Origin of the sequence: Roseibium aggregatum IAM 12614, from assembly GCF_000168975.1 — a bacterium.
GTDB classification, from domain to species: Bacteria; Pseudomonadota; Alphaproteobacteria; order Rhizobiales; family Stappiaceae; genus Roseibium; species Roseibium aggregatum.
This window is the reverse complement of sequence record NZ_AAUW01000011.1, coordinates 172596-193408: the sequence shown is the minus strand read 5'-3', so window position 1 is coordinate 193408 and position 20813 is coordinate 172596. Positions and strand designations below refer to the sequence as shown.

Here is a 20813-nt window from a genome sequence, read left to right as displayed (position 1 = left end):
AGGATGTGCGGCACATTCCGAGCGAGCAGCCCATCCTTCGAGACAGCGCTTCGCGCTTCCTCAGGATGAGGTCGTGTGTGTGGGGCCGCGGGGGCGTGACTGACTGGCGCTCGTGTCGCTGCATCAGCCCCGCGCTCGTTCCGTAACCTACCTTGCCGGCATGCCCTTCGCGCGGAAGTGGCGTTTCTGGGCAGCGATGCGGAACTGGGCGTTGGCGGCGCCGTAGCCCTTGTAGCCGCCACGGCGCTCGACGATCTCGAAGAAGAAGCCTTCGCCGTAGGTGGGGCTGTAGAGCTGGAAGTACTCGCGGGTCCCGTCCCGGTCATAGAGAATGCCCGAGCTTTTCAGGTCGTTGAGGAAGTCTTCCTCGAGCCCGAACCGGGCGTCCAGATCGTCATAGTAGTTCGGCGATATCACCAGCGGTGTAAAGCCTTTGGCTTTCAGGGCTTTCACCGTCTTGAAGATGTCGGCGGTTACGAAGGCAATGTGCTGGACACCTGAGCCGAAACCCTCCGAGATGAAGTGCCCGGCGAGAGTCTTGCGGTTTTCCGCCCCGTTGAGCGTGATCCGCAGGCTGCCGTCGTCGTTCTCGATGGCCTGGCTGCGGACGAGACCAGCCGGGTCGATGACATCCACCATGGCGGTCTTTTCGGTGTCGAAGATCGACCGGTAGAACAGAAGCCAGGTGAGCATCTCGTCGTAGTTCATGGTCTCGGCGAGGTGGTCGATGCGGATCAGACCGGCGTCGCCTGCCGCACCGCCCTGACCAATCGGCTCGAAGTCAATTTCCCAGACCCGTGACAGATCCTTGCTGTCGTCAACGAAGTGGATGACGCTGCCGCCAAGCGCGCGGATCGCCGGAATTTTGAGTTCGCCCGGACCGACCGGCTGTTCGAAGGTTTTGGCCCCAAGCGTCTCGGCGCGGTCTACGGTTGCGGAAGCATCGGCAACCTTCAGGCCGATGTCGCAGACATTGGTGCCATGGGAGATGTAGGACGCATGGGCGAAGCCGTGCGGGTCGGTGTTGATGAGGATGTTGATGCTGCCCTGCCGCCAGAGTTCGACGTCCTTGGAGACATGCTTGCCGGCCTTGTGGAAGCCGAGCGTCGTCAGCATGGATGACAGGTCGTTTGCTTCCTTGCGGTCGGCGGCAAATTCAATGAATTCGATACCGGCAACCGGTATCCTGTCGGGCATATCGGGGACGGGGATCCGGATGCCGGGCTCGGTACGCCGGACCTGGTCCATCAGGTAAAGCAGCGAGCGGTAGCCGTCGACAGCGATCGACTTCGGCGAGCCGCCGCGGAACTGGTCGTTGAAGATCTCCAGCGATAGCACACCGTCATAGCCGGTTGCCGCCACGGCCCGCATGAAGCCGGTTACGTCCAGATCGCCTTCGCCGGGCATGTTGCGGAAATGGCGGCTCCAGTAGAGCAGGTCCATGTTGAAGTTCGGCGCGTCGGCAAGCTGGACGAAGAAGATCTTGTCGCCCGGAATGGCCCGGATCGTATCCGGGTCGGTCTTGCGGGCGAGGGTGTGGAAGGAATCCAGGATCAGGCCCACGTTGGGGTGGTCGGCCCTTCTGACGATTTCCCAGGCATCACGGTGGTCGTTGACGAAACGTCCCCAGGCGAGGGCCTCGTAGCCGATGCGGATACCGCTTTTGGCGGCAAGGTCGCCGAGTTCTGCAAGATCGTCCGCGGCGCGATCGATACCGCCAAGCGCGATGGGAGAGACGTTGGAGCAGATCAGCACAAGATCCGCACCCATTTCCTGCATCAGGTCGAACTTGCGTTCTGCGCGGGCGAAGGTCCGGCTGCGCTGCGGCTCGGGCATGCCCTCAAAGTCGCGGAAGGGCTGAAAAAGCGAGATCTCCAGACCGTGGTCACGGACCATCTGGCCAACATCCTTCGGATTGCGGTCGAAGGCGAGGAAGTCGTTTTCGAAGATCTCGACACCATCGAAGCCGGCAGCCGCGATTGCGCTGAGCTTTTCGGCAAGGTCACCTGCGATGGAGACGGTGGCGATGGCGGTTTTCATGGGGACCTTCCGTGGGTTCAGTAGCCCATAACGCGGGGCAGCCAGATGACCGTTTCCGGCACAAAGGTGAGGAGGAGCAGTACCAGTACCTCAACGAAGAAGAACGGCAGGATGGCCATGGTCAGCCGGGCCATTCCCACCTGGGCAATGCCTTCGGCAACGAACAGACAGAGGCCGAGCGGCGGGGTGATCAGGCCGATCATCAGGTTGAAGATGACAAGGATGCCGAAGTGGACCGGGTCGACGCCCATGCCGACGGCAATCGGGTGCAGGATGGGCACGAGCACCAGCATGGCGGCGATGCCTTCCAGAAACAGGCCGACAAACAGGAACAGGAGAATGGTAGCTATCAGGAACGTGGTCTTGCTGTCCACGTTCAGCAGCACCCAGTCGGTCAGCATGTTGGGCACGCGGTTGTAGGTCAGCAGCCAGTTCGCGGCGGAAACCGCGGCGATGATGATCAGGATGACAGCACTGTCGCGCATGGCTTCGGAGAAAAGGCGCGGCAGGGCAGACAGCTTGATGTTGCGGTAGACGAAGATGCCGAGGAAAAGCGCATAAGCGACGGCGAAACTTGCCGCCTCCGTCGGCGTCACGATGCCGAGCAGGATGGAGCCGACGACAAATACCGGCATCAGCAGTGGCAGGATGCCGCCCAGGATGGCCTTGCTGGCCGGTTCCGCTGTCAGTCCTACTGCCTGGTCGCCGTGATCGACCTTCACGGTCAGCATCACGAAGACGGAGAGGAATATTGCCAGCAGAATGCCCGGGATGATGCCGGCAAGAAACAGGGCCGGTACGGAGACACCAGAGACGATCAGCGCGTAGATGATCACCGGAATGGACGGCGGAATGATCGGCCCGATGACGGAGGAGGCCGCCGTCAAGGCTGCCGCGAAGGGACGGGAATAGCCGTGTTTTTCCATCTCGGGAATGAAGACCCGGCCGATGGCGGATGTGTCGGCAACGGCGGAGCCGGAAAGACCTGCGAAGATCACCGAGGCCCAGATGTTGACGAGCGCCAGACCGGCGCGCAACCGGCCGACCAGCACATTGGCGAAGGCGATGATGCGGCTGGTGATGCCGCTTTCGTTCATGACCTCGCCTGCCAGCACGAAGAGCGGAATGGCAAGTAGGGGAAAGGAGTTCATTCCCTTGAACATTTCCGTTGCGACCACGCGCAGGGAATAGGGCGCTTCGCCGTAGCCCATGAACACCAGCAGGGCCGCAATGATCGCAAGAGCGATTGGAACGCCGGTGGCGAGCCCGATGAGGAGGATTGCGTAGATCATGCCTGCACCGCCTTGATCGCCGAGATACGTTCGAAGAACTTGAGAGCGGCTGCCACGGCCAGCAGTGCTCCGCCGATAGCGATGGCATATTGCCAGGTGCCGACCTTGGCGACCCAGACCAGCGCGTCGATGCCGGTGGTTTCCGCAAGCCAGTTGCCTGCCGATTTCAGGCCCGAAGCATCGAGATTGCCCCGGCGAACCGCAAAGGCGTGCCCGGAAAAGGCGAGGGCGACACCGGTCGCAAAGCTGATCAGGTCGACGGCTGCGAAAAGCTTTTCACGAACGGACACGGAGAGAAAATCTGTCAGCACCGTGAAGCGGATGTGCCTGTCCTGCAGATAGGCAAGTGCAAGGCCGAACATGACACCGTAGATGGTCAGATAGATCGGCAGTTCCTCGCCCCAGGAAACCGATTGGCCGACCGTGTAGCGGCGCAGAGAATTGACGAAGATGATGGCGAAGACGAGGGCCATCGACAGGCCGGCTCCGAGCGCAAACAGGCGCCGGGCAAATTCGTTGACCGTTTTCATGTTCCAGGTCCTGCTCGTTCAGCTTTTGGCTATTCAACTGACTTTGATTGAACAGCCAAAAGCTGATCCTTACCAACAGTCCAGAACCCCGGGCGGCAAACCGCCCGAGGTCTTGAGCGGTTTACTGGCTTGCAGCAGCAACGGATTCCTGCAGGCGGTCGATCCAGACAGCGTCTTCACCCAGTTCGCCGCGCAGATATTCAACAACCGCCGGCTGGGCCTTTTCAGCGAAGGCTGCGATTTCGTCAGCCGTCGGAGAGTAGACCTGCATGCCTTCAGCCTGAACCTTGTTCACGCCTTCAGCCGTGCTCCACTGCTGGATGGAACGGCCCATGTTGCCGGCAATGCGCGCCGCACGGGCGACCACGGCCTGCTGAGCCGGGGTGAGCGACTGGTAGAACTCGTCGGAGATCAGGATGAAGTCGGCGGCATAGACGTGGCCGTCGAGCGTCATGTATTTCTGCAGTTTGTGCAGGCCGTTGTTGTAGATCACGCCGACCGGGTTTTCCTGGCCGTCAACGACGCCGGTGGACAGTGCGTTAGGCAGTTCGGTCCAGGCGATCGGGGTCGGCTCGCCGCCGAGGCCTTTCACCATTTCCACGTAGAGCGGGATCGGCTGCACGCGGAATTTCAGGCCTTCCATGTCCGCAGGTGTCCGGATTTCGCGGGTGCCGTTGGTAAAGTTCCGGAAGCCGGTTTCTCCGTAGGCGAGCGTGCGCAGGCCGGTCTGTGCAAGGCAGTGTTCGGCAAGGGCATCGCCGAAGTCACCATCCAGCACGTCCCAGGCAATGGTTGCCGAAGAGAAGGTGTAGGGAATGTCCAGAACGGACGCCGCGGGGCAGGCCTTGGACATGGCACCGGACACCAGAACCACCTGGGTCAGGTTGTCCTGAGCCTGAGCGACCAGCTCGTCTTCGTTGCCCAGCGCACCGGCCGGAAACAGCTCCACCGTCAGATCGGTTTCGCCTTCGACGATGTTCTTGAAGATATGAGCGGCTGCACCTTTCTTGGAGGCGGTCCATTCGTCCGGATCGACGTGGGCCAGACGGATTGTCTGTGCCTGGGCCGCAGCCGCAAGGCCAAGTGTGAGAAGGGCAGTGGCTGCCAGGGATGTGAATTTGAAACGCATGACTTCCTCCCGTTTGCGTAACATTTTCAAAAAGACCATTTCCGCTTCCCTGATGATGTGAAAGCGGCAGGGGCTAAGCTTCCGCGGTTTCCCGCGGCATTTCATCGAAGGCGTCGAATGCCGCCTTCATCCGGACCGGATCGGCCCGGTGGCCGGTAAAGAGTTCAAAGGCCCGTACGGCCTGGAACACCGCCATGCCGGAGCCGGGCAGCACCCGGCAGCCGAGCTTTCTTGCTCCTGCCAGAAGTTCTGTTTCCAGCGGGAAATAGACAATGTCGGCAACCCACATGTCGGGCTTGAGCAGTGCAAGCGGGAACGGCGTTCCAGGTGTCTTGGCCATGCCGACCGGGCTTGCATTGACGACCCCGGACAGGCCGGTGCAGGTTGCCGCATCAAGTTCGGCAACCGGTTCGACGGTCAGTCCCTGACGGTTTGAGAGAACCAGCCGGGCAAGCTGCTCCACGCGCGCAGTGTCGACGTCGAAGATCTTCAGGTGCTGGACACCGCAGTCCGCCAGCGCGTGGGCAACCGCAACACCGGCCCCACCGGCGCCGATGAGAAGAACCGTCTCCAAGGAGGAGCCGATCATGTTCTGGCGAAAACTCTCGGCAAATCCCCAAAGGTCGGTGTTGTGGCCAATGCGCTTTCCATCCCGGAACACGATGGTGTTGACCGAGCCGACAGCGGCCGCATTGGGCGACAACTGGTCCAGCAGCGGGATCACTTCCATCTTGAACGGGTAGGTGACGTTGAGACCGTTGAAACCGGTCACTTCGGCCGCGTGCACAATAGCTTTCAGGTTCTGTTCTCCCTCGGGAAGCGTATCGACATCGATAATGCGATAGACGCCGCGCAGGCTTTGAGCTGCCGCTTCGGCCATATGCATTTCCGGCGTTCTCGAGCGGGCAATGCCCCGTCCGATCAGACCGGCCAGTACGATGTTACTTGCAGCTTCCACTCAGGTTCCTCCCAGAAACCTCATTTGGCGCCCCGTTTTCGGGGTCTGTCTGGCAGGAGATATCGTCTCCTGACAATCAAATTGTACTAACCAGTTAATTCAGTCAAGAGAAATGTACTGCCTGGTTAATTTAGGCTGGCGCCCAGCGCCGGGCTGGTTTAGAAAAAGGCATGTCGATCAATGAGTCAGAGCTTCCGGAAAAAAATTCTTCACGGGGTCGCTGGAAACAGGATCCGGAAGGGGTGCGTGCCAATATTCTCGCCGTTGCTCTGGAGGAGTTCTCCGCGAACGGTCTTTCCGGTGCGCGCATGGATGAGATCGCGGCCAAGACGCGCTCGTCCAAGCGGATGATCTATTACTATTTCGGCGACAAGGAGAGCCTGTACCTCAAGGCTCTGGAAGCGGCCTACAAGAAGGTGCGCAAGGGCGAAGAGCAACTGGAGCTGAAGCATCTGCCGCCCAGGGATGCGCTGGCGAAGCTTGTGGCCTTCACCTTCGATCACCACCGGGAAAGCCCTGCGTTCATCCGTCTGGTGATGATCGAAAACATTCACCACGGCCGCTACCTGGAACAGTCGGAAGAAATCAAAAGCCTGAACGAGGCGGCGATTTCCCAGATCGCCGGCATCTATGCAAAAGGGGTTGCTGAAGGTGTCTTTCGGGGTGGCCTGACGCCCTTGCGGATCCACTGGCTGATTTCGGCCATGAGCTTTTTCAACGTCTCCAATGCCACGACCTTTTCCATGCTATTTGGCCAGGAGTTGCAGTCGGCATCCGGTCAGGTCGCGCTCAAGGGCGATGTCTGCGAAACAGTGATGCGTTTCGTCGCCGCCTGACGTTCCGGGGCTCGCAAAACCTTTCTGTAACCACTGAAGTTTCATGCGCCAATCCCGCGGCTCGTCAGCCTGTGAGGGCAATTGACAATGCTAAAGAAACTATATAACTAGAAATATAGTTATATTGAGTGAGGCGCGAATGGATCTCGAAATTGCAGCGCAAGGTTTTGCGGCTCTGGGCTCGGAAGCCCGGTTACAGGTGGTGTTGACCCTGGTGAAGGCCGGGCAGGGCGGGTTGACAGTGGGGGATATCCAATCCCGCACCGGCATGGCCGCATCGACGCTCGCGCATCATCTGAAATTTCTCGCCTCGGCTGGTCTGGTATCTCAGGAAAAGGACGGCCGTTCGGTGATCAACCGGGCGGCCTACGGCCATCTGGAGAACCTTGCCGGTTACATCCTGAAAGAGTGCTGCGTGGACGAAAAGGGCTGCGATTGCCCTACCACGGAAAAGGAACCTGCCGATGTCTGATGCCCTGAACAATCTTCAGCCCAGTGGCGGCGGTGCAAGCTGTTGCGCGCCCAAGACCGCCTGCTGCAGCACACCGGTGTCGAAATGGTCGCTGAAATCTGTCGTCCTTTCGAAATACCTCCTGTCGCCGTGGGCCATCGTCATCGGCGGCCCCTTGCTGGTGCTGCTGCTGGATCAGCCGCACTTCGTCGCCTTCGTAACCTTCGCGCTCTCCGCCTTTGGCGGGACGTTGCCGTATATTGCGTTTGCCGTGGCGCTGATTGCCTGGCTGAAGGCAGCCGGGGCAGAGGCTTTCGTCGGACGGGCGTTTGAGGGGCGTGAGAGACAGGCGATCGTGCTGGCGGCTCTCTTCGGTGGGCTCGCCCCTTTCTGTTCCTGCGAGGTGATCCCGTTTATTGCCGGTCTTCTGGCGGTCGGCGCGCCGCTGTCGGCTATCATGGCCTTCTGGCTATCGTCCCCTTTGATCGATCCGCCCACCCTGCTGATCACGGCCGGCGCATTGGGATGGCCGTTTGCCATCGGCAAGGCGGTCTTTGCCGTGGCTTTGGGTCTCTTTGGCGGGGTGTCGGTCTCTCTGGCGATGCGCAGCGGCTTTCTTGTCAATCCGGCGAAGATCGGCGCGGCGACCGGAGGTTGCGGCTGCGGGGCGTCCCCCAAGACAGGGCGGCCGGTCTGGCGGATCTGGCAGGAACGTGAGCGCACCGACACGTTCCGGAGTGAGCTGAAAGCCAATGCGCTGTTTCTGGTCAAGTGGCTGGCGCTGGCCTATGTGCTGGAGGCCGCGCTCGTCACCTATGTCCCGGCGGACATGATCGCGCGGGCGGTCGGCGGGGACGGGCTGGGCGCAATCCTTCTGTCGGCGCTGATCGGGATGCCGGCCTATCTCAACAGCTATGTGGCACCGCCGCTTCTTTCCGGGCTGATGGAGCAGGGCATGAGCTCCGGGGCGGCGATGGCGTTCATGATCGCAGGTGCGGTCAGTTCGATCCCGGCAATGGCCGCCGTCTGGTCGCTGGTCCGCCCGCAAGTCTTTGCCGCCTATATCGGCCTTGGTTTCGCCGGGGCAGTGCTGTCCGGCGTGATCTTCCAGCTTCTTGTCTGAAGGAACGGTGATGCACACCAACGTTACAGTCACGGTCAAGCCGAAGGAGACCGGCCACAAGCTGCTGGTGCCCGTCGGTCTGCCGACGCCGCACCAGATGCCGGTCCGTTTCGAGGTCGAGGGTGGCAGGGTTACCCTGGCCGGGGAAATCACCACCGGCCAGAGGGTGGCCGTGGTGTCGGTTGACCCGGAGGCTAACCCTCTCATCAAATACGCATACCGGGATGAGGGACCGGGTTATCCGGATGCGGTGTTCGCGCCGCTGCGCAACCGTTTTACCCGCGCGGCCCAGGATCTCGTCTTCGATGCGATCAACATTGCCGACAGCCAGCCGGACGGACATGCCGCCATTCAGGCGCTCGTCAATGCAGCGGCGGAAAAGTTCCGCTACGCCCACCCGGACGTGCGGTTCAATGAAGGCTGCGATGAGGTGCCCTATCTCTCCTGCGGGCTGACCGAAGGCTCCTGCGTCGACATCAACACCTACCTGATCGCCAGCCTGCGCGCGGCCGGTTTCGAGGCCGGTTACGTGACCGGGTATTTTTTCCCGGAAGAAAAGGCCGGCTGCTGTGACGACATGCACTGCTGGGTGGTGACACGGCATCAGGGGGTGGTGCTGGAGTGGGACATCGCCCATCACCTGAAGATGGGGACACGGGAGATCTGCTGCGGTCTCAACCCCAAGCCGGGTGACCGGGTGGCACTGGCCCATTCCATGGGGCTCACCTTTCCCGAACTCGGCATCTTCTGCGAAAAACTGATCGCAGAACCCGTCTGGCTTTCACCGGACGGGCTGGGAAAGGCGGAGATCACGATCCGCCGGGAGATCGTGTGACGTCGTAGGGAGAGACGGAGTTTTCCGCTCATCCCTTCTTGCGGCTGAACACCATCTTCTGGTTGGCAAGGCGCTCGGGCGGGCCGATCCAGGCCCAGGCCAGAAGTGCCGGTTCCAGCTTGGAAACGGTGATCCGGTGCATGTGCTCCGGCGGGTTGAAGATCATCGATCCAGGCGCGTAAACACCCTGGTGATTTTCCGAGACGGCCCCTGAAACGCAGATATAGCTCTCCGATATGCCGCTATGGGCGTGGGCCGGATAGGTGCAGCCGGGGGCAAACAGCACAAGACCCAGAATGACATCCGTCGTCAGCACAGGGCCGTTCGGTCCACAGATCTCTGCATAGGCATAGGTCTTGTCGAGGCCGCGCGGCACCTTCTCGTAGCCGTACTGCCAGATCAGATGGTCCTTGATGCTTTCGATGGCGCGCACGAGCGGTGCTGTCCGCTCCTGTTTGCCTTCATCCAGGGCACGCCTCAAATGCGCCGTCACCGGTTTGTGGGCAGGGGCATCGAACCGCATTTCCGGATCGGCTTTCAGAACCCGGCTTATCGCCTCGCGCACGGCGCGCTGGTGCGCCCGGATTCTGTCGCTGCCGCCGGACGAAAGGAACCGGTATGCCTCGTAGAATTCCCGCAGCAGATAGCCCCAGTCAGGGAAATCGGCGAGACGGCGGCTTGCCAGAGGCTGTTCTTCCGAAGTGTCTTTTTCCAGCAAGGCTTGCACTCCCCGCACCACGATGACGATGGCCAGAGCCTATCAGGTCGGAGGGTAGCGGCTTCTCTCTTTACGGCAACCGAAAATACATAACCGGCATGCGCGGTTTGCGTCAGAACGTCTCTTGCGCTCGCCGGAGAGGCGGATAATCTGACCGCCCATTCCGCAGGATGAAATTCATGACAGTTGTGATCGTTGGAGCTGGCGTTTCCGGCTTTTCCACCGCCTGGGCCCTGACAAAACGAGGCGTTCCGGTAACGCTTCTGGAGCAGGGGCCGATCCCCAACCCGCTTTCGGCGTCCGGTGACCAGCACCGCATCATCCGGCGCGCCTATGGTGGCCAGGGCGGCTATCAGCGCCGCATCGGCGATGCCTATGCGGCGTGGGACGAAATGTGGGACGATCTGGGCGAGAAGCACCTTGTCGAAACAGGCTTTCTGCTGATGTCCCAAGAGCCGGGTGATGGCGGCGAGGTCTATCGGGATGGCCTGATTGAGGGCGGCTATCCGTTCGAGACACTGACGCCGGAAGAGGCCGCAAGCCGGTTTCCCTACGTCGATCCGGCGACCATCCGCTACGGTGCCGTCAGCGACGAAGGCGGTGTGCTGCTGTGCCAGAAGATCGCTGCCGGCGTGCGCGACTGGCTGATCGCCAATGGCGCAGATGTGCGCGAAAATGCGCAAGTCACTGCCGTTGATACCTCCGCCGGCACGGTGACCCTAGCCGATGGCAGCACGGTTTCCGGCGATCATGTGATCGTTACGGCCGGTGCCTGGACCCTGGGGCTTTTCCCCAAGCTGGACGTCAGCTTGACGACCTACCGGACCGCCGTTGTCTATCTGACGCCGCCTGAAGATCTGCGCGAGGCCTGGGAACGCTCGCCCGTGATTCTCGATCCGGGCGGGCCCGTCGATGGCTATATCCTTCCGCCGGTGGCTGGAACCGGGCTGAAGTTCGGTGCCGGCATTCACAAGTACAAGGCGCCGCCGAACCAGGACCGGACACCTGTTGCCGGCGAGGGCGAGGCCCTGCGCGATTATTTCTCGCCGCCCTTCTGCCGGATCAAGGAATACCGCGTGGATGACGTCGTCACCTGCGCTTACACATTCACCTCCGACGAACACTTCTTCGCCATGAGCGAAGGCAAGGCTACCGTCGTATCGGCCTGTTCCGGACATGGCTACAAGTTTGGTGCCGTCGTGGGTCAGAAGCTTGCCGAAGGCTTTACCGGCAAGGACATGGATACCGCGCGGGTGTGGCTGGAAGCACGCGACTAGGGCAATAGACACCAAAAAGAAGGCTCCGGCGACCGAGATCGCCGGAGCTTTTCGCTTTTCCGGCTAGTTGCGGGAGGAAATCATCCGCATCATGGTACCGTCTTTCAGCGCAACATGATGGTAGAGCGCACCGAGCACATGGAGCGCGGTCAGCACGATAAAGAACGGCTTGAAGACTTCGTGGATTTCTTCTGCCGTGTGGATGCCGCCGTACCAGGCCAGCAGCCCGGTGATAGGTGCCAGCAACAAACCCAGATAGAGCAGGCCATGGACGGCCTTGGCCGCCAGCTCCTGTATCCGGGAGGTGGGCAGCGGGGATGGGACGCCGAACGCAAGCCTCACCAGGAGACGGACGACCGTCAATGCCAGAACGGCAATGCCGACCCAGATATGGGCATTGCCCAGAAAGGCGGTAGAAGCGTCCGGCACACCGCCGTCGCGCAGGGCGTGTTCGAGATCCCCCATGCTTTCGCCGAAGATGAGCTGAAACAGGATCAGGGCGGCAATCACCCAGTGCAACAGGATGTGGATCGGGCTGTAGAAAGCTGGCTGTGTCCTGGACATGGCGCGCTTTGGCTCCTCGCAAAGAATAGAAATGCCAACTATTAATGCCACGGCCGGGCAGGCAGAGGTATCGGGGATTTGTACTATTTGGTAACCGGTCCAGCCGGTTTTGCGACAATTGGAACAAGACGTTGCTTTGCCAGGCAGGGGAGCGGTTTTTTGGAGAACGGGAGGCCATCATGCCTACTGACATCAGAGCGCTGACGGGTGAGGAACTGACGGCGGCGCTGAACGACCTTGCGCGTCTGAGGATATCCGTTTTCCGGAGCTGGCCTTATCTCTACGAAGGCTCTCTCGACTACGAAGCCGCCTACTTGCAGCGCTACGCGCAGACCGATGGGGCCGTGATCGTCGGGGCCTATGATGGGAACCGGCTGATCGGAGCTGCGACGGGCGAACCGCTCGGTGCCGAGCTGGAAGCCTTCAAGGCGCCTTTCGTCGAACAGGGCCTAGATCCGGAAAAGATCTTCTATTTGGCTGAATCCGTTCTGGACCCGGCCTATCGCGGCCAGGGGATCGGCCACCGCTTCTTTGACGAGCGCGAAGCGCACGCCAGGCGCCTTGGCTTCAGCGAAGCGGCCTTCTGTGCGGTGATCCGCCCGCAAACGCACCCCTTGAGGCCCGCGGATTATGCACCGCTCGATCCATTCTGGCGCAAACGCGGTTTTGAAAAGCTGGACGGTGTCATCGTGACGTTTCCCTGGCGCGATGTCGGGGAAAGCGCTGAGACCGACAAACCGATGCAGGTGTGGCACCGGACGTTGTGAGCACTCTGCAGGGCTGGGCAAACCGCACGGATGATTGCCAGATCAGGACAAAGGAAAACCGGGGCCTGGAACCCAGACCCCGGTTTCTGCTTGTCCGAAGGGTTACTTCAGCGTCCAGCGGATCGTGACGGACGCGCTGATGGTTTCTTCACCTGCCTCGATCGGCACATCGGCGGATTTGGACAATATCATGCCCTCGGCGCGCATCATGTAGGGGCGCGGCATTTCGATGCCGTCTTCGGTGATGTCGGCAATCGCGCCGAGTTCGACGCCGGCAGCCGCCGCGAAGATCTCTGCCTTGTGCAGGGCGGCCTCGACGGCCTTTTTGCGGGCTTCGTCGAGGACCTCGTCTGCATTGCTGACTTCGAAGCGGGTCGAATCAACCGAATTCGCACCGCTTTCGACGACAAGCGTCAGCACACTGCCGAGCTTGGCCAGATCGCGGATCTTGACCTCAACGCCGTTGCGCACTTCGTAGCCGGCAATATCCGGCTGGCTGCTGCTGTCCTTGGAATGGTCGTAGCGCGGAAAGATGCCGAAGCCCTGGGTCTGGATGTCCTTGGCTTCAATACCGTTTGCCTTCAACGCTTCGATGACCTTGGCAATGGCGGCGCTGTTTTCAGCCAGCACGTCGGGGGTGGATTTGCCCGTGGTGAGGACGCTGGCGGTAATGACGGCCATGTCGGGCGCAACGGAAACCTCGCCGCGGCCCTGCATCGTAATGGTGCCGGTCGGTGCCGGCGTATCTTCAGCGAATGCCGGTGCGGCGCTCACGAGCGCGGCACTGAGACCGGCGGCCAGAACGGCCTTGCGCAGCAGGGAGACAGGGGCAAAAAGGGGTGCAGTCATATGAACTTATCCTTGATGGAAACAGTTTGTTCGATGGCCGGACACTCGCTTGTGATTGCGGCGGCGTGATGACGGTTGTGTTCATCTGCCGTTCATCGAAAAAATCGTCCGAGGCCTGGAAACCAGCCCAAAAATCGTCCCTGAGGTATAAGGCTGCCGCCTAACCATTAAGTCTGCTCTTGCCCGACAGGCCGCCGACTTCGCCGGTCTGCGACAACAGAATCGCAATCGGCCTGGAGCCTTCGAATCGGGCGCAGACGATCACGATCATCACCGTCAGCGGGACACACAGGACCATGCCGACAACCCCCCAGATAGCCCCCCAGAACGCCAGCGACAGCATGATGACGAGGCCGGACAGGTTGAGGTTGGAGCCCATCAACCGCGGTTCTACCAGATTGCCGATGGTGAACTGGATGAGACCAAGACCGGTCGCAATTGCGATGAAGGGACCCAGCGTGTCGTAATAGACGATGGCCAGGAGGCTGGGAAAGATAACGCCGATCAGCGAGCCGATGGTGGGAATGTAGTTGAGCAGGAAAGCGATGAAGCCGAACAGCGCGGCATAGGGCAGGCCGATGGCGATCAGCACAAGGCTGGTCAACACACCGGTGGCGACGGACACGGCGGTCTTGATCGTGAAATAATGCATGATCGAGCGGTTGATTTCGGCCCGCATGGCAAAGGCCGCTTCCGCCCGCTCGGGCGAAGGGAACAGCCGTTCGAACTTGCGGTCGAAGGTCGACTGTTCGAGCACCAGAAACAGCACATAGATGAACACCAGGCTGGCGGAGCCGGCGAGGGTCGTCACCAGGCTTGCGCCGGCTGTCACCATGCGCGGCACGATGGAATCGGGCAGAAGGTCCTTCAGTTCGATCGGATCGTTCAGGTGCAGGTGGTTCGATGTCTGCGCAAAGAGTTCCTCCAGCCGCCGCTGATAGGTCGGGGCGTCCTGGGCAAGCTGGGTCAGATTGACCGTCACGATGTCGAGCACCAGGGTGCCGGCAAAGAAGATAGTCAACAGCGCCAGAGAAAACGACACCAGACGCGGCAGGCGCCATCGGCCAAGTGGAATATGGGCAAAGACATGGGCCAGCGCGTTGATCATGTACCAGACGATGAGCGCGATCACGAACGGCAGGATCAGCGAACGCCCGACCACCAGCAACCAGCCGATCATGCAGACAAGCAGGACACTCAGCGTGGCGGTGAAAAGCGGTGATCGCATAGTGGCTCCGGCTGGCGAGAATGGCAGGTCTTTTCACCGGGTGACTCGTCAAAGACCCGGCTGCTTCATTTAGACCCGATGGCGCTGGCGAACGGAACCGCTTTTTCCACCAACGCCATCCCAGCCGTTTTTAAAAACACCTCCACCGCACCACTTTCCCAACCTTTTTCAGCCTGCCGTTGCAAAGCACTTGCCCCGGAGATTGGCCATGGTATAGGGAACCAGACGCAGGACCTTGCAAGGCTTGGCCCTGCCGTGGGCCTGTAGCTCAATTGGTTAGAGCCGTCCGCTCATAACGGATTGGTTGGGGGTTCGAGTCCCTCCGGGCCCACCACTTTTCTTTTCTTCCATTGATGTTTGCGAGACGAACAGTGCCAGCTTTTCGTGCAGGTTTGCTGTTTCGGCTTTTTCTTTAAGGGGCTGACAGAGCTGGAGAGGCAGGTGTCCTGTATCCCGAGGGCTGGTTGGAGCCATCTGGTAGGTGATGAAGCGGAAAAATGATGGGTGTGCTGGACGAGGCCTTGTTAGCCGCTTAGCTTTAATCGGACGGCCTGAGGGAGCCCCATGTGGGCCACATCGTCGATCACGTCAGCCACGTGCTGCAACGATGAACGGATGTGCACACACCTCAACGGTCTTCATGATTGGACATGAGCGGGAACGTGCGTTTGGCTTCCTATGCGCAGGCAGCAGGTCATTTCGAGAGCGGCGATTTCGCTGATGCTCAGCATGCCGTTTCCGCCTGCCTGCAGGAGGTCTACGCGAAAATTCATCGCTTCGCCCAGACGGAAAATCTTCAAAACATATATGGCACCAAGGTTTCGGTGATTGTCGTTTCGCATCGGAGCGGTTTGGAAGCTTGCGAGGTTGGGCGGGGGATTGAGGATTTCATCCGTCGCCCGGACGTTGAATTGATTTTTGTCGGCAACGGGCTCGAAGTTGCGGAGGGGGCGTCCGGCCCGTATGCGGACAAGGCGCGGATGTTCAGATTGCCGGAGAATATCGGTTGCTCGGCGGCGCGAAATGTGGGGGCCTATGTCGCCCGTGGGGAGTGCCTTCTGTTTCTGGACGACGACGCATCGACGGGCGCGGCAGATCTCGAGCTGCTTGCCGGCACCTTGATCGAACGCGGGGCAGTGGCTGTGCGCGGGCGCATTGCGCCGAAGTCCGGTGCCGGACTGACAGGCAACCACTACGATCTCGGTGACAGTCTGAAACCGGCGCCTCCGACGACGGAGGGGTTTTCCGCCTGGCGGGCGGCAGCCTTCGAAAAATACGGCGGATTTGATCCGCTTCTGGCGGGCCACGAAGGCATGGATCTTTGTTGCCGGATGCTGGGCGATATGGATGCGAAGCAATTCCTGTATCAACCGGGGGCGGTGATGCATCACGACTATGCAGGAGACGACCGGCAGCGATTAGAGAAAGTGGAGAAGCTTCAGCTTTCCGACAGGTATCTTGCGTTCAAGGGGATCGACAAGGATCTGGTTGCGGCCGCCTTCAGGGAGGTTGAGAAGGCGCATGGTGTCTGACTTTTCAAAGAGGGCACCTTGCGAGTTTGGGAACCCTGCGATGATTTTTCCGGGCAAACTGCATGGATAGGCCTGACGACACCTGGCTGCGCCAGCGCTTTTGTTCCAATCCGTTCGACCGGATCGAGACCCAGCCGAACCAGGATATTCACTTCTGTCCGGCCGCGTGGCAACCGGCTGCGATCGGCAGTCTTTCTGACGATCCTGAAAGCGCCTGGAACTCGCCCAAGGCCCGGGAAATACGGCGGTCGATCCTTGAGGGCGACTTTTCCCATTGCAGCCGTCTGGAATGCCCACGTATCGCGGGGCGTGATCTTCCGAAGCGTGAGGCGATCCTGTCGTCAAAGGAAATGTCTGCTGCGGTCGCCTGGTATGGAGAGATCATCAACAGTGGCAGGACCCGACTGGAGAAGCCTCCAACACGCGCCAGCCTCGGTCACGACCTGAGCAGCAACACGGCCTGTCCTTCCCGAGGGACAAAGCCGGTTCAACTGAAAAAATACGATGCCGACCGGCTCGACTGGATTTTCAATGAACCGTATGCGCGCTTTCTGGCGAAAGCTGACCGGATAACCATCGGCGGCAACGGCGAACCATTTGCCAGCCGGCACTTTCTGAACTTCCTGAAGACCTATTGCGCGGAGGCAGAACCGCGAAAGGCACTCGACCTTCACACCAATGACCTGCTGCTGACGGAAGCCGTCTGGAACCGGCTGGATCTTTGGGGGCATGTCGGCAGCGTTCATGTGTCCGTCGATGCCGCGACCCCGGAAACCTATGCCGAGCTGCGGCCAGGCAGGCATTTGGGGCAGCTCATGCCCAATCTGTATTTCCTTGGCCATTTGCGCAGGTTGAAGGCCGTAGACACCTTCCAGGTGTTGTTTGTCATCCGGCAGGAGAACTTCACAGAGATGCCGGACTTTGTTCGTCTGGCACGTCAGGTTGGGGCAACAGGCGTTCTCTTCCAACGGTTTCGCGGTCAGCGAGAGGCAGACGCCTGCCACTCGGTGGATGTCGCAGACCCTCGCCATGCCGATTATGAGGCGTTGCAGTTGATCCTCGAAGACCCTGTTCTGGAAGCGCCGGACGTCATCATCGATGATCTGGGACCTACGCCCCAGCGCAGGGACGTTTCAGGGGCGCGGTGTTCAGGCGGAATGCCTGATCAGGGTGTGCAAGGGTGAAAGCCATGGTGCATCATCTCATCCTGCTCTCATCGGGACGAAGCGGCACGCATCTGCACCAGATCATGATGCAGCACGGGCTTGAAAAGGCCGTCGTGCTTGGAGAGCTGTTCAATCCGTCGTCCCCCTTCGGTCTTGAAGCGCAGACGCCGGAGTTTATCGGCATGCTGGAAGAGGAATGCGGCATTGAGGTCGACCTGGGGAAGGCGAGAGCGCTCGCCAACTATGTCAGGGAAGATCCGGTTGTCTTTCTCAACGCGCTCTCCGCAGTCTGCGACCGCCTTGGATACGACTATCTGTGTTACTCGATCCTGCCGAAGCAACTGGCCGGCAGATCGATCGAAGACATTCTGTTCAAGTTTGACTGTTCCTGCAGCTTTCTCACACGGGAAAGGCTTGCGAGATATATCTCTCTCGTCAAAGCCCGGCAGCTCGGAGCCTGGAAGCGGGTCGACACGACATCGCTGAAACCGGAGATCACGATGGAAGGGTTTCTGGAAGACGCCAGAGCCACTGACGACTGGTTTCAGTTTCTATCGGAAAGGGTGCTGACTGCGGGGCTCAACGTTCGGCATCTTTCCTATGGCGCGGATCTCAATCAACCGGCTCAGATCGCCTTTTACAGCTTGCAGCGGACGTATCAGGGCGTCTGTGCGCTCACCGCCTTCGACTTCAGCCTGATCCCGGATTTCAAGCAGGAGCGGGAAGCCGATCCGTTCCGGTCGATCGCGAAAGGAGACCTCATTCGGGATGTGCTGCAGCAGGCTTGCTTGCTGGACTATGCCTTTGCCGAGCCAGAGGTGTTTTCAGCGGATGGTTATGTCTGATCTCATGTCAGGAGCGACAGGAGATAGGTTTCCGGGGCAGGGCCGACGGTGAATTCGAAGTCCGGTGCCCAGCTTTCCCGAATGCGGGCTATCCGGCGTTTGAGATAGAGATCCCAATTGGCGGAGACACCGCTGCGGGAAAGGTCCGACGGCGGTGGCAGGGTTTCGAAAAAGAGGCCTCTGCTTCGGAGCGCCGAAAAGAACCTGGGCGGGCAGACGACGACCACCGTTTCGAATTCGGCAAGCTTCTCCAGCTGGTCCTTCAAGGCGCTGGAAAGGTGGTCCCCCGCCTCATCAAGCGCCCAGACCAGTGCGACGGTCCCCTGCCTGCGGTGGTCCGACAGGAGGGCTGCATTTTGCTTTGTGTTGGCCTCGAGCTTGCGAATGCTGCCAAGGGCAACCCGCAGTCCGATTTTGCGAAGGCTTTGTTTGAAAGACACGGTTCAACGGTCCTCCAGGGGATTTGCGGGAAGCTGGGCGATCGCCTGCAAAAGCTCCGCGATCTGCGAAGCGCCGTTCCACCAGCCGGCCTTTCTGAGGCACGACCGGGTCAAGGACTGGCGGAAGTCGGGGTCGAACATCTGCACAAGCTGTTCTCCGATTGCATAAGGATCCTCGGCAGATGCGGTGAGGTTCCATCCTGCCCGGGCGCCATATTCCGCGCGTGCCTCCTGCACATCCATGATCGGGTTGCTGTTCGGAATGAAGATCGACGGCAGCGCGGCGGCGATGTTTTCATGAAAGGTGTTGTATCCGGCGGCACAGACCGCGAAGTCGAAGGCCCTCAGGTACTGCCCGAGCGGATACACCTTCCGCATCACCAGACGCTCATGGAAATCCGCCTGTTCCTCGAAATGGAGCGGGGATCTGACATCGACCGCGATCACGTCCGGGTGCCTGTCCAGAAACTCCAGCAGTCGGGCGCGGGGAAGGGACATGTCGAAATTGGCTTCCGAACCGAGTTGCACCAGACAAAGGATCGCGTCCTCCGGCAGCTTCAGCACCCGCCTTGCGGTGGTTCTGTCAAACAGCTGATCTCTCGGCGTCATCAACACCGGGTCGACCCGGGCGACGCTGTTGGGGTTGGGGCGTGAATGGCCTTCGTCCAGGGGCGCGCACAATTCTCCAGGTTCGATGATCGCATCGAAAAAGCCTTCACGGGAGATGCTGTTGGGCTGGGGCGTGCGCCAGAGGCCGCGCCGGATCCAGACGCTGGTGGCCTGGCCGTAGCTTTCAACCGCGTCGACGAAACCCGCGTAAGGCAAGTTGCCGTCAAACAGGGTGAGGCAAGGCTTGTAGTGGCTGAGCGCCTCTCGCATTTCCTGGAAGAAATAGCTGTTCCAGGCTTCGAAATCCAATTCCAGTCTCTGCCGGAAGGGCCTGAATTCGGCGAGATACCCCATGGATCTGGCGATTTCGATCGCCTCGGAAAGGGAGAAGAAAACGACATTCGCGCGTGGGCCGATGGCCCTGGCGATGGCAAGCTGCCGGGAGAGATGCCCGAGGCCGACGCCGTTCGAGGTGACGGTCATGATGACCGGTGCAGGTGCGGCTCTGCGCTTTTTAGGGGCGGGTAGGGCGGTGAAGGATGGGTCGGCGACCTTGTCGAATTTCGCCCGGAACTGGTCGAGGCCGAACCGCTCTTCCACAAATCCGCGTGCCTTGCGGGAGGTCGTTTCAAAGAGGCAAGGATCAGAACGAAGCCGCTCATAGACCCGCGGAGCCTCGTCCGGCTCCGCATAAAGGCAGGCGTCGGAAAAACTGGTTTCCATATAGGGTGGAAGGACGCACGGAAGGCCGGTCGCAAGGGCTTCGAGAACGCCATATCCGAAAGCTTCGACAAGCGCACGGGAATGGAAATAGCTGTAGATGTCGAGCCCTTGAAGAAAGCCTGAAACCGGTTCCTTCGAGAACGGCAAGACCTGCCAGTTTGACGGCAGATCTTCGAACTGGTCCAGAAATGCCTGCGGCACGCCCATCATGCGGAAGGCAAAGTCCGGTGATTGCGGATAGCAGGTCGTGGCAACCGGCAGGGAAGGCCATTTGTCGGTGCTCGGGCGGCTGTGACGGCCGATGATCAGGGGGGACTTCGGGTTTCGGAATTGTTTCTGCGGATAATCGGCCAGATCGATCAGGTTTTCCCAGTTGCCGGCATGCAGGGCATGCGAGAGGCCGTTTCTGGCGAGATCTTCGCGCACGATCCCGCTCACCGGAAGGAGTTTCAGCGCGTGGCCATACCAGTCGGTGAGGAGCGTTGACCAGTGATCTGACGGGAAGGCACGTTGCCCGTCCCGGTTCCGGATCGTCTGATGCACGACAAGGTAACAGGCCTGCGCATCGAAACGCGTCCGGCAGTGCACCCGTTTGTCCAGCAAGGACGGGTGATAGAGCAGTGCGACCCTGGCCCGTGGCCGTTCGTTTTGCGGAACGATGATGGTGCCGGTGGACCTGATCTCGGCCAGCACGGAGGCGTTCAAGATCCGGTTTCTGGAAAACAGCGGGGAACGGAGCGGAAGGATACCGGCTCTCAGCCCGGCCTGCTTGCAGGCGCGCAGATCGTATTTGAGCGACGTGGACGTTCCGCCGGGAAAGCGCAGGTCGGCCAGGTAAAGGACATCAAACTCCATATGCCGGTCTGCCCCCACGAAATCTCTCAATCGATCTTGCCGGACG

At 60.3% G+C, this 20813-nt stretch carries 20 protein-coding genes and 1 tRNA gene; 10 read left to right on the top strand and 11 right to left on the bottom strand.

The window, feature by feature from the left end; all coding sequences use genetic code 11:
* Nucleotides 1-147: 147 nt before the first annotated feature.
* The 5 genes from SIAM614_RS16395 to SIAM614_RS16375 form a co-directional block, all read right to left on the bottom strand.
* Entirely contained in the window at nt 148-2040 is a 1893-nt protein-coding gene (locus SIAM614_RS16395) for a bifunctional sugar phosphate isomerase/epimerase/4-hydroxyphenylpyruvate dioxygenase family protein (protein WP_006936151.1), read from the bottom strand.
* A gap of 17 nt (nt 2041-2057) precedes the next feature.
* The gene (locus SIAM614_RS16390) at nt 2058-3332 is read right to left on the bottom strand and encodes a TRAP transporter large permease (protein ID WP_006936150.1); all 1275 of its coding nucleotides are present in this window, start codon (nt 3330-3332) and stop codon (nt 2058-2060) included.
* Complete coding sequence (locus tag SIAM614_RS16385; protein WP_006936148.1) at nt 3329-3862, bottom strand: TRAP transporter small permease; 534 nt, start codon at nt 3860-3862, stop codon at nt 3329-3331. Before SIAM614_RS16385 ends, SIAM614_RS16390 begins: the two co-directional genes overlap by 4 nt.
* A gap of 121 nt (nt 3863-3983) precedes the next feature.
* Nucleotides 3984-4991, bottom strand: coding sequence for a TRAP transporter substrate-binding protein DctP (gene dctP / locus SIAM614_RS16380; protein ID WP_040440434.1), 1008 nt, complete (start codon nt 4989-4991; stop codon nt 3984-3986).
* A 73-nt stretch (nt 4992-5064) separates the two neighbouring features.
* Nucleotides 5065-5949: a shikimate dehydrogenase gene (locus tag SIAM614_RS16375; RefSeq protein ID WP_006936146.1), complete on the bottom strand. Its 885-nt coding sequence runs from the start codon at nt 5947-5949 to the stop codon at nt 5065-5067.
* Between the two features lie 170 nt (nt 5950-6119).
* Between SIAM614_RS16375 and SIAM614_RS16370 the strand changes: the two genes are divergently transcribed.
* The 4 genes from SIAM614_RS16370 (at nt 6120) to SIAM614_RS16355 (ending at nt 9194) form a co-directional block, all read left to right on the top strand.
* A complete protein-coding gene (locus SIAM614_RS16370) occupies nt 6120-6785 on the top strand; it encodes a TetR/AcrR family transcriptional regulator (RefSeq protein ID WP_006936144.1) in 666 nt (221 codons plus the stop codon).
* 139 nt (nt 6786-6924) lie between these two features.
* Entirely contained in the window at nt 6925-7257 is a 333-nt protein-coding gene (locus tag SIAM614_RS16365) for an ArsR/SmtB family transcription factor (RefSeq protein ID WP_006936142.1), read from the top strand.
* Complete coding sequence (locus SIAM614_RS16360) at nt 7250-8359, top strand: permease (protein ID WP_006936140.1); 1110 nt, start codon at nt 7250-7252, stop codon at nt 8357-8359. Before SIAM614_RS16365 ends, SIAM614_RS16360 begins: the two co-directional genes overlap by 8 nt.
* Nucleotides 8360-8369: 10 nt before the next feature.
* Nucleotides 8370-9194 carry a transglutaminase-like domain-containing protein gene (locus SIAM614_RS16355; protein ID WP_006936139.1) on the top strand — a complete coding sequence of 275 codons (825 nt, stop codon included), beginning with the start codon at nt 8370-8372 and terminating at the stop codon, nt 9192-9194.
* 28 nt (nt 9195-9222) lie between these two features.
* Here SIAM614_RS16355 and SIAM614_RS16350 read toward each other — a convergent pair whose 3' ends face one another.
* Nucleotides 9223-9921 carry a dimethylsulfonioproprionate lyase family protein gene (locus SIAM614_RS16350; RefSeq protein ID WP_229597979.1) on the bottom strand — a complete coding sequence of 233 codons (699 nt, stop codon included), beginning with the start codon at nt 9919-9921 and terminating at the stop codon, nt 9223-9225.
* 170 nt (nt 9922-10091) lie between these two features.
* On the opposite strand from SIAM614_RS16350, the gene SIAM614_RS16345 reads away from it, so the two are divergent.
* The gene (locus tag SIAM614_RS16345; RefSeq protein ID WP_040440469.1) at nt 10092-11189 is read left to right on the top strand and encodes an NAD(P)/FAD-dependent oxidoreductase; all 1098 of its coding nucleotides are present in this window, start codon (nt 10092-10094) and stop codon (nt 11187-11189) included.
* A 63-nt stretch (nt 11190-11252) separates the two neighbouring features.
* On the opposite strand, the gene SIAM614_RS16340 is transcribed toward SIAM614_RS16345, so the two are convergent.
* Nucleotides 11253-11753 carry a cytochrome b gene (locus tag SIAM614_RS16340; RefSeq protein WP_006936136.1) on the bottom strand — a complete coding sequence of 167 codons (501 nt, stop codon included), beginning with the start codon at nt 11751-11753 and terminating at the stop codon, nt 11253-11255.
* 179 nt (nt 11754-11932) lie between these two features.
* Here SIAM614_RS16340 and SIAM614_RS16335 point away from each other — a divergent pair, with 179 nt between their 5' ends.
* Nucleotides 11933-12520, top strand: coding sequence for a GNAT family N-acetyltransferase (locus SIAM614_RS16335; RefSeq protein WP_040440433.1), 588 nt, complete (start codon nt 11933-11935; stop codon nt 12518-12520).
* A gap of 102 nt (nt 12521-12622) precedes the next feature.
* On the opposite strand, the gene SIAM614_RS16330 is transcribed toward SIAM614_RS16335, so the two are convergent.
* Together SIAM614_RS16330 and SIAM614_RS16325 are read right to left on the bottom strand one after the other, a co-directional pair.
* On the bottom strand, nt 12623-13369 hold the full coding sequence (locus tag SIAM614_RS16330) for an SIMPL domain-containing protein (RefSeq protein ID WP_006936133.1): 747 nt from the start codon (nt 13367-13369) through the stop codon (nt 12623-12625).
* A 160-nt stretch (nt 13370-13529) separates the two neighbouring features.
* Nucleotides 13530-14597 carry an AI-2E family transporter gene (locus tag SIAM614_RS16325; RefSeq protein WP_040440431.1) on the bottom strand — a complete coding sequence of 356 codons (1068 nt, stop codon included), beginning with the start codon at nt 14595-14597 and terminating at the stop codon, nt 13530-13532.
* Between the two features lie 257 nt (nt 14598-14854).
* Here SIAM614_RS16325 and SIAM614_RS16320 point away from each other — a divergent pair.
* The 4 genes from SIAM614_RS16320 to SIAM614_RS16305 all read left to right on the top strand — a co-directional run bounded on the left by SIAM614_RS16320 (nt 14855) and on the right by SIAM614_RS16305 (nt 18140).
* Nucleotides 14855-14931: transfer RNA gene (locus tag SIAM614_RS16320), tRNA-Ile, on the top strand.
* Between the two features lie 328 nt (nt 14932-15259).
* On the top strand, nt 15260-16129 hold the full coding sequence (locus SIAM614_RS16315) for a glycosyltransferase family 2 protein (protein ID WP_157139907.1): 870 nt from the start codon (nt 15260-15262) through the stop codon (nt 16127-16129).
* 62 nt (nt 16130-16191) lie between these two features.
* Nucleotides 16192-17313 (top strand): hypothetical protein, encoded by a 1122-nt coding sequence (locus SIAM614_RS16310; RefSeq protein ID WP_006936125.1) that lies wholly within the window; start codon nt 16192-16194, stop codon nt 17311-17313.
* A 5-nt stretch (nt 17314-17318) separates the two neighbouring features.
* Nucleotides 17319-18140, top strand: a complete 822-nt coding sequence (locus tag SIAM614_RS16305) for a hypothetical protein (RefSeq protein WP_040440429.1) — start codon at nt 17319-17321, stop codon at nt 18138-18140.
* A gap of 2 nt (nt 18141-18142) precedes the next feature.
* Here the strand turns inward: SIAM614_RS16305 and SIAM614_RS16300 are convergent, their stop codons facing one another.
* Entirely contained in the window at nt 18143-18580 is a 438-nt protein-coding gene (locus SIAM614_RS16300; RefSeq protein ID WP_006936123.1) for a hypothetical protein, read from the bottom strand.
* Between the two features lie 3 nt (nt 18581-18583).
* Nucleotides 18584-20767, bottom strand: coding sequence for a glycosyltransferase family protein (locus tag SIAM614_RS16295; RefSeq protein ID WP_006936120.1), 2184 nt, complete (start codon nt 20765-20767; stop codon nt 18584-18586).
* Nucleotides 20768-20813: the final 46 nt, after the last annotated feature.

What these genes read in the sequence shown, in the direction of transcription:
- SIAM614_RS16395 (WP_006936151.1), bottom strand. Translation starts at nt 2,040, where the DNA reads ATGAAAACCGCCATCGCCACCGTCTCCATCGCAGGTGACCTTGCCGAA.
- SIAM614_RS16390 (WP_006936150.1), bottom strand. Translation starts at nt 3,332, where the DNA reads ATGATCTACGCAATCCTCCTCATCGGGCTCGCCACCGGCGTTCCAATC.
- SIAM614_RS16385 (WP_006936148.1), bottom strand. Translation starts at nt 3,862, where the DNA reads ATGAAAACGGTCAACGAATTTGCCCGGCGCCTGTTTGCGCTCGGAGCC.
- dctP (WP_040440434.1), bottom strand. Translation starts at nt 4,991, where the DNA reads ATGCGTTTCAAATTCACATCCCTGGCAGCCACTGCCCTTCTCACACTT.
- SIAM614_RS16370 (WP_006936144.1), top strand. Translation starts at nt 6,120, where the DNA reads ATGTCGATCAATGAGTCAGAGCTTCCGGAAAAAAATTCTTCACGGGGT.
- SIAM614_RS16365 (WP_006936142.1), top strand. Translation starts at nt 6,925, where the DNA reads ATGGATCTCGAAATTGCAGCGCAAGGTTTTGCGGCTCTGGGCTCGGAA.
- SIAM614_RS16360 (WP_006936140.1), top strand. Translation starts at nt 7,250, where the DNA reads ATGTCTGATGCCCTGAACAATCTTCAGCCCAGTGGCGGCGGTGCAAGC.
- SIAM614_RS16355 (WP_006936139.1), top strand. Translation starts at nt 8,370, where the DNA reads ATGCACACCAACGTTACAGTCACGGTCAAGCCGAAGGAGACCGGCCAC.
- SIAM614_RS16345 (WP_040440469.1), top strand. Translation starts at nt 10,092, where the DNA reads ATGACAGTTGTGATCGTTGGAGCTGGCGTTTCCGGCTTTTCCACCGCC.
- SIAM614_RS16340 (WP_006936136.1), bottom strand. Translation starts at nt 11,753, where the DNA reads ATGTCCAGGACACAGCCAGCTTTCTACAGCCCGATCCACATCCTGTTG.
- SIAM614_RS16335 (WP_040440433.1), top strand. Translation starts at nt 11,933, where the DNA reads ATGCCTACTGACATCAGAGCGCTGACGGGTGAGGAACTGACGGCGGCG.
- SIAM614_RS16330 (WP_006936133.1), bottom strand. Translation starts at nt 13,369, where the DNA reads ATGACTGCACCCCTTTTTGCCCCTGTCTCCCTGCTGCGCAAGGCCGTT.
- SIAM614_RS16325 (WP_040440431.1), bottom strand. Translation starts at nt 14,597, where the DNA reads ATGCGATCACCGCTTTTCACCGCCACGCTGAGTGTCCTGCTTGTCTGC.
- SIAM614_RS16310 (WP_006936125.1), top strand. Translation starts at nt 16,192, where the DNA reads ATGGATAGGCCTGACGACACCTGGCTGCGCCAGCGCTTTTGTTCCAAT.
- SIAM614_RS16305 (WP_040440429.1), top strand. Translation starts at nt 17,319, where the DNA reads ATGGTGCATCATCTCATCCTGCTCTCATCGGGACGAAGCGGCACGCAT.
- SIAM614_RS16295 (WP_006936120.1), bottom strand. Translation starts at nt 20,767, where the DNA reads ATGGAGTTTGATGTCCTTTACCTGGCCGACCTGCGCTTTCCCGGCGGA.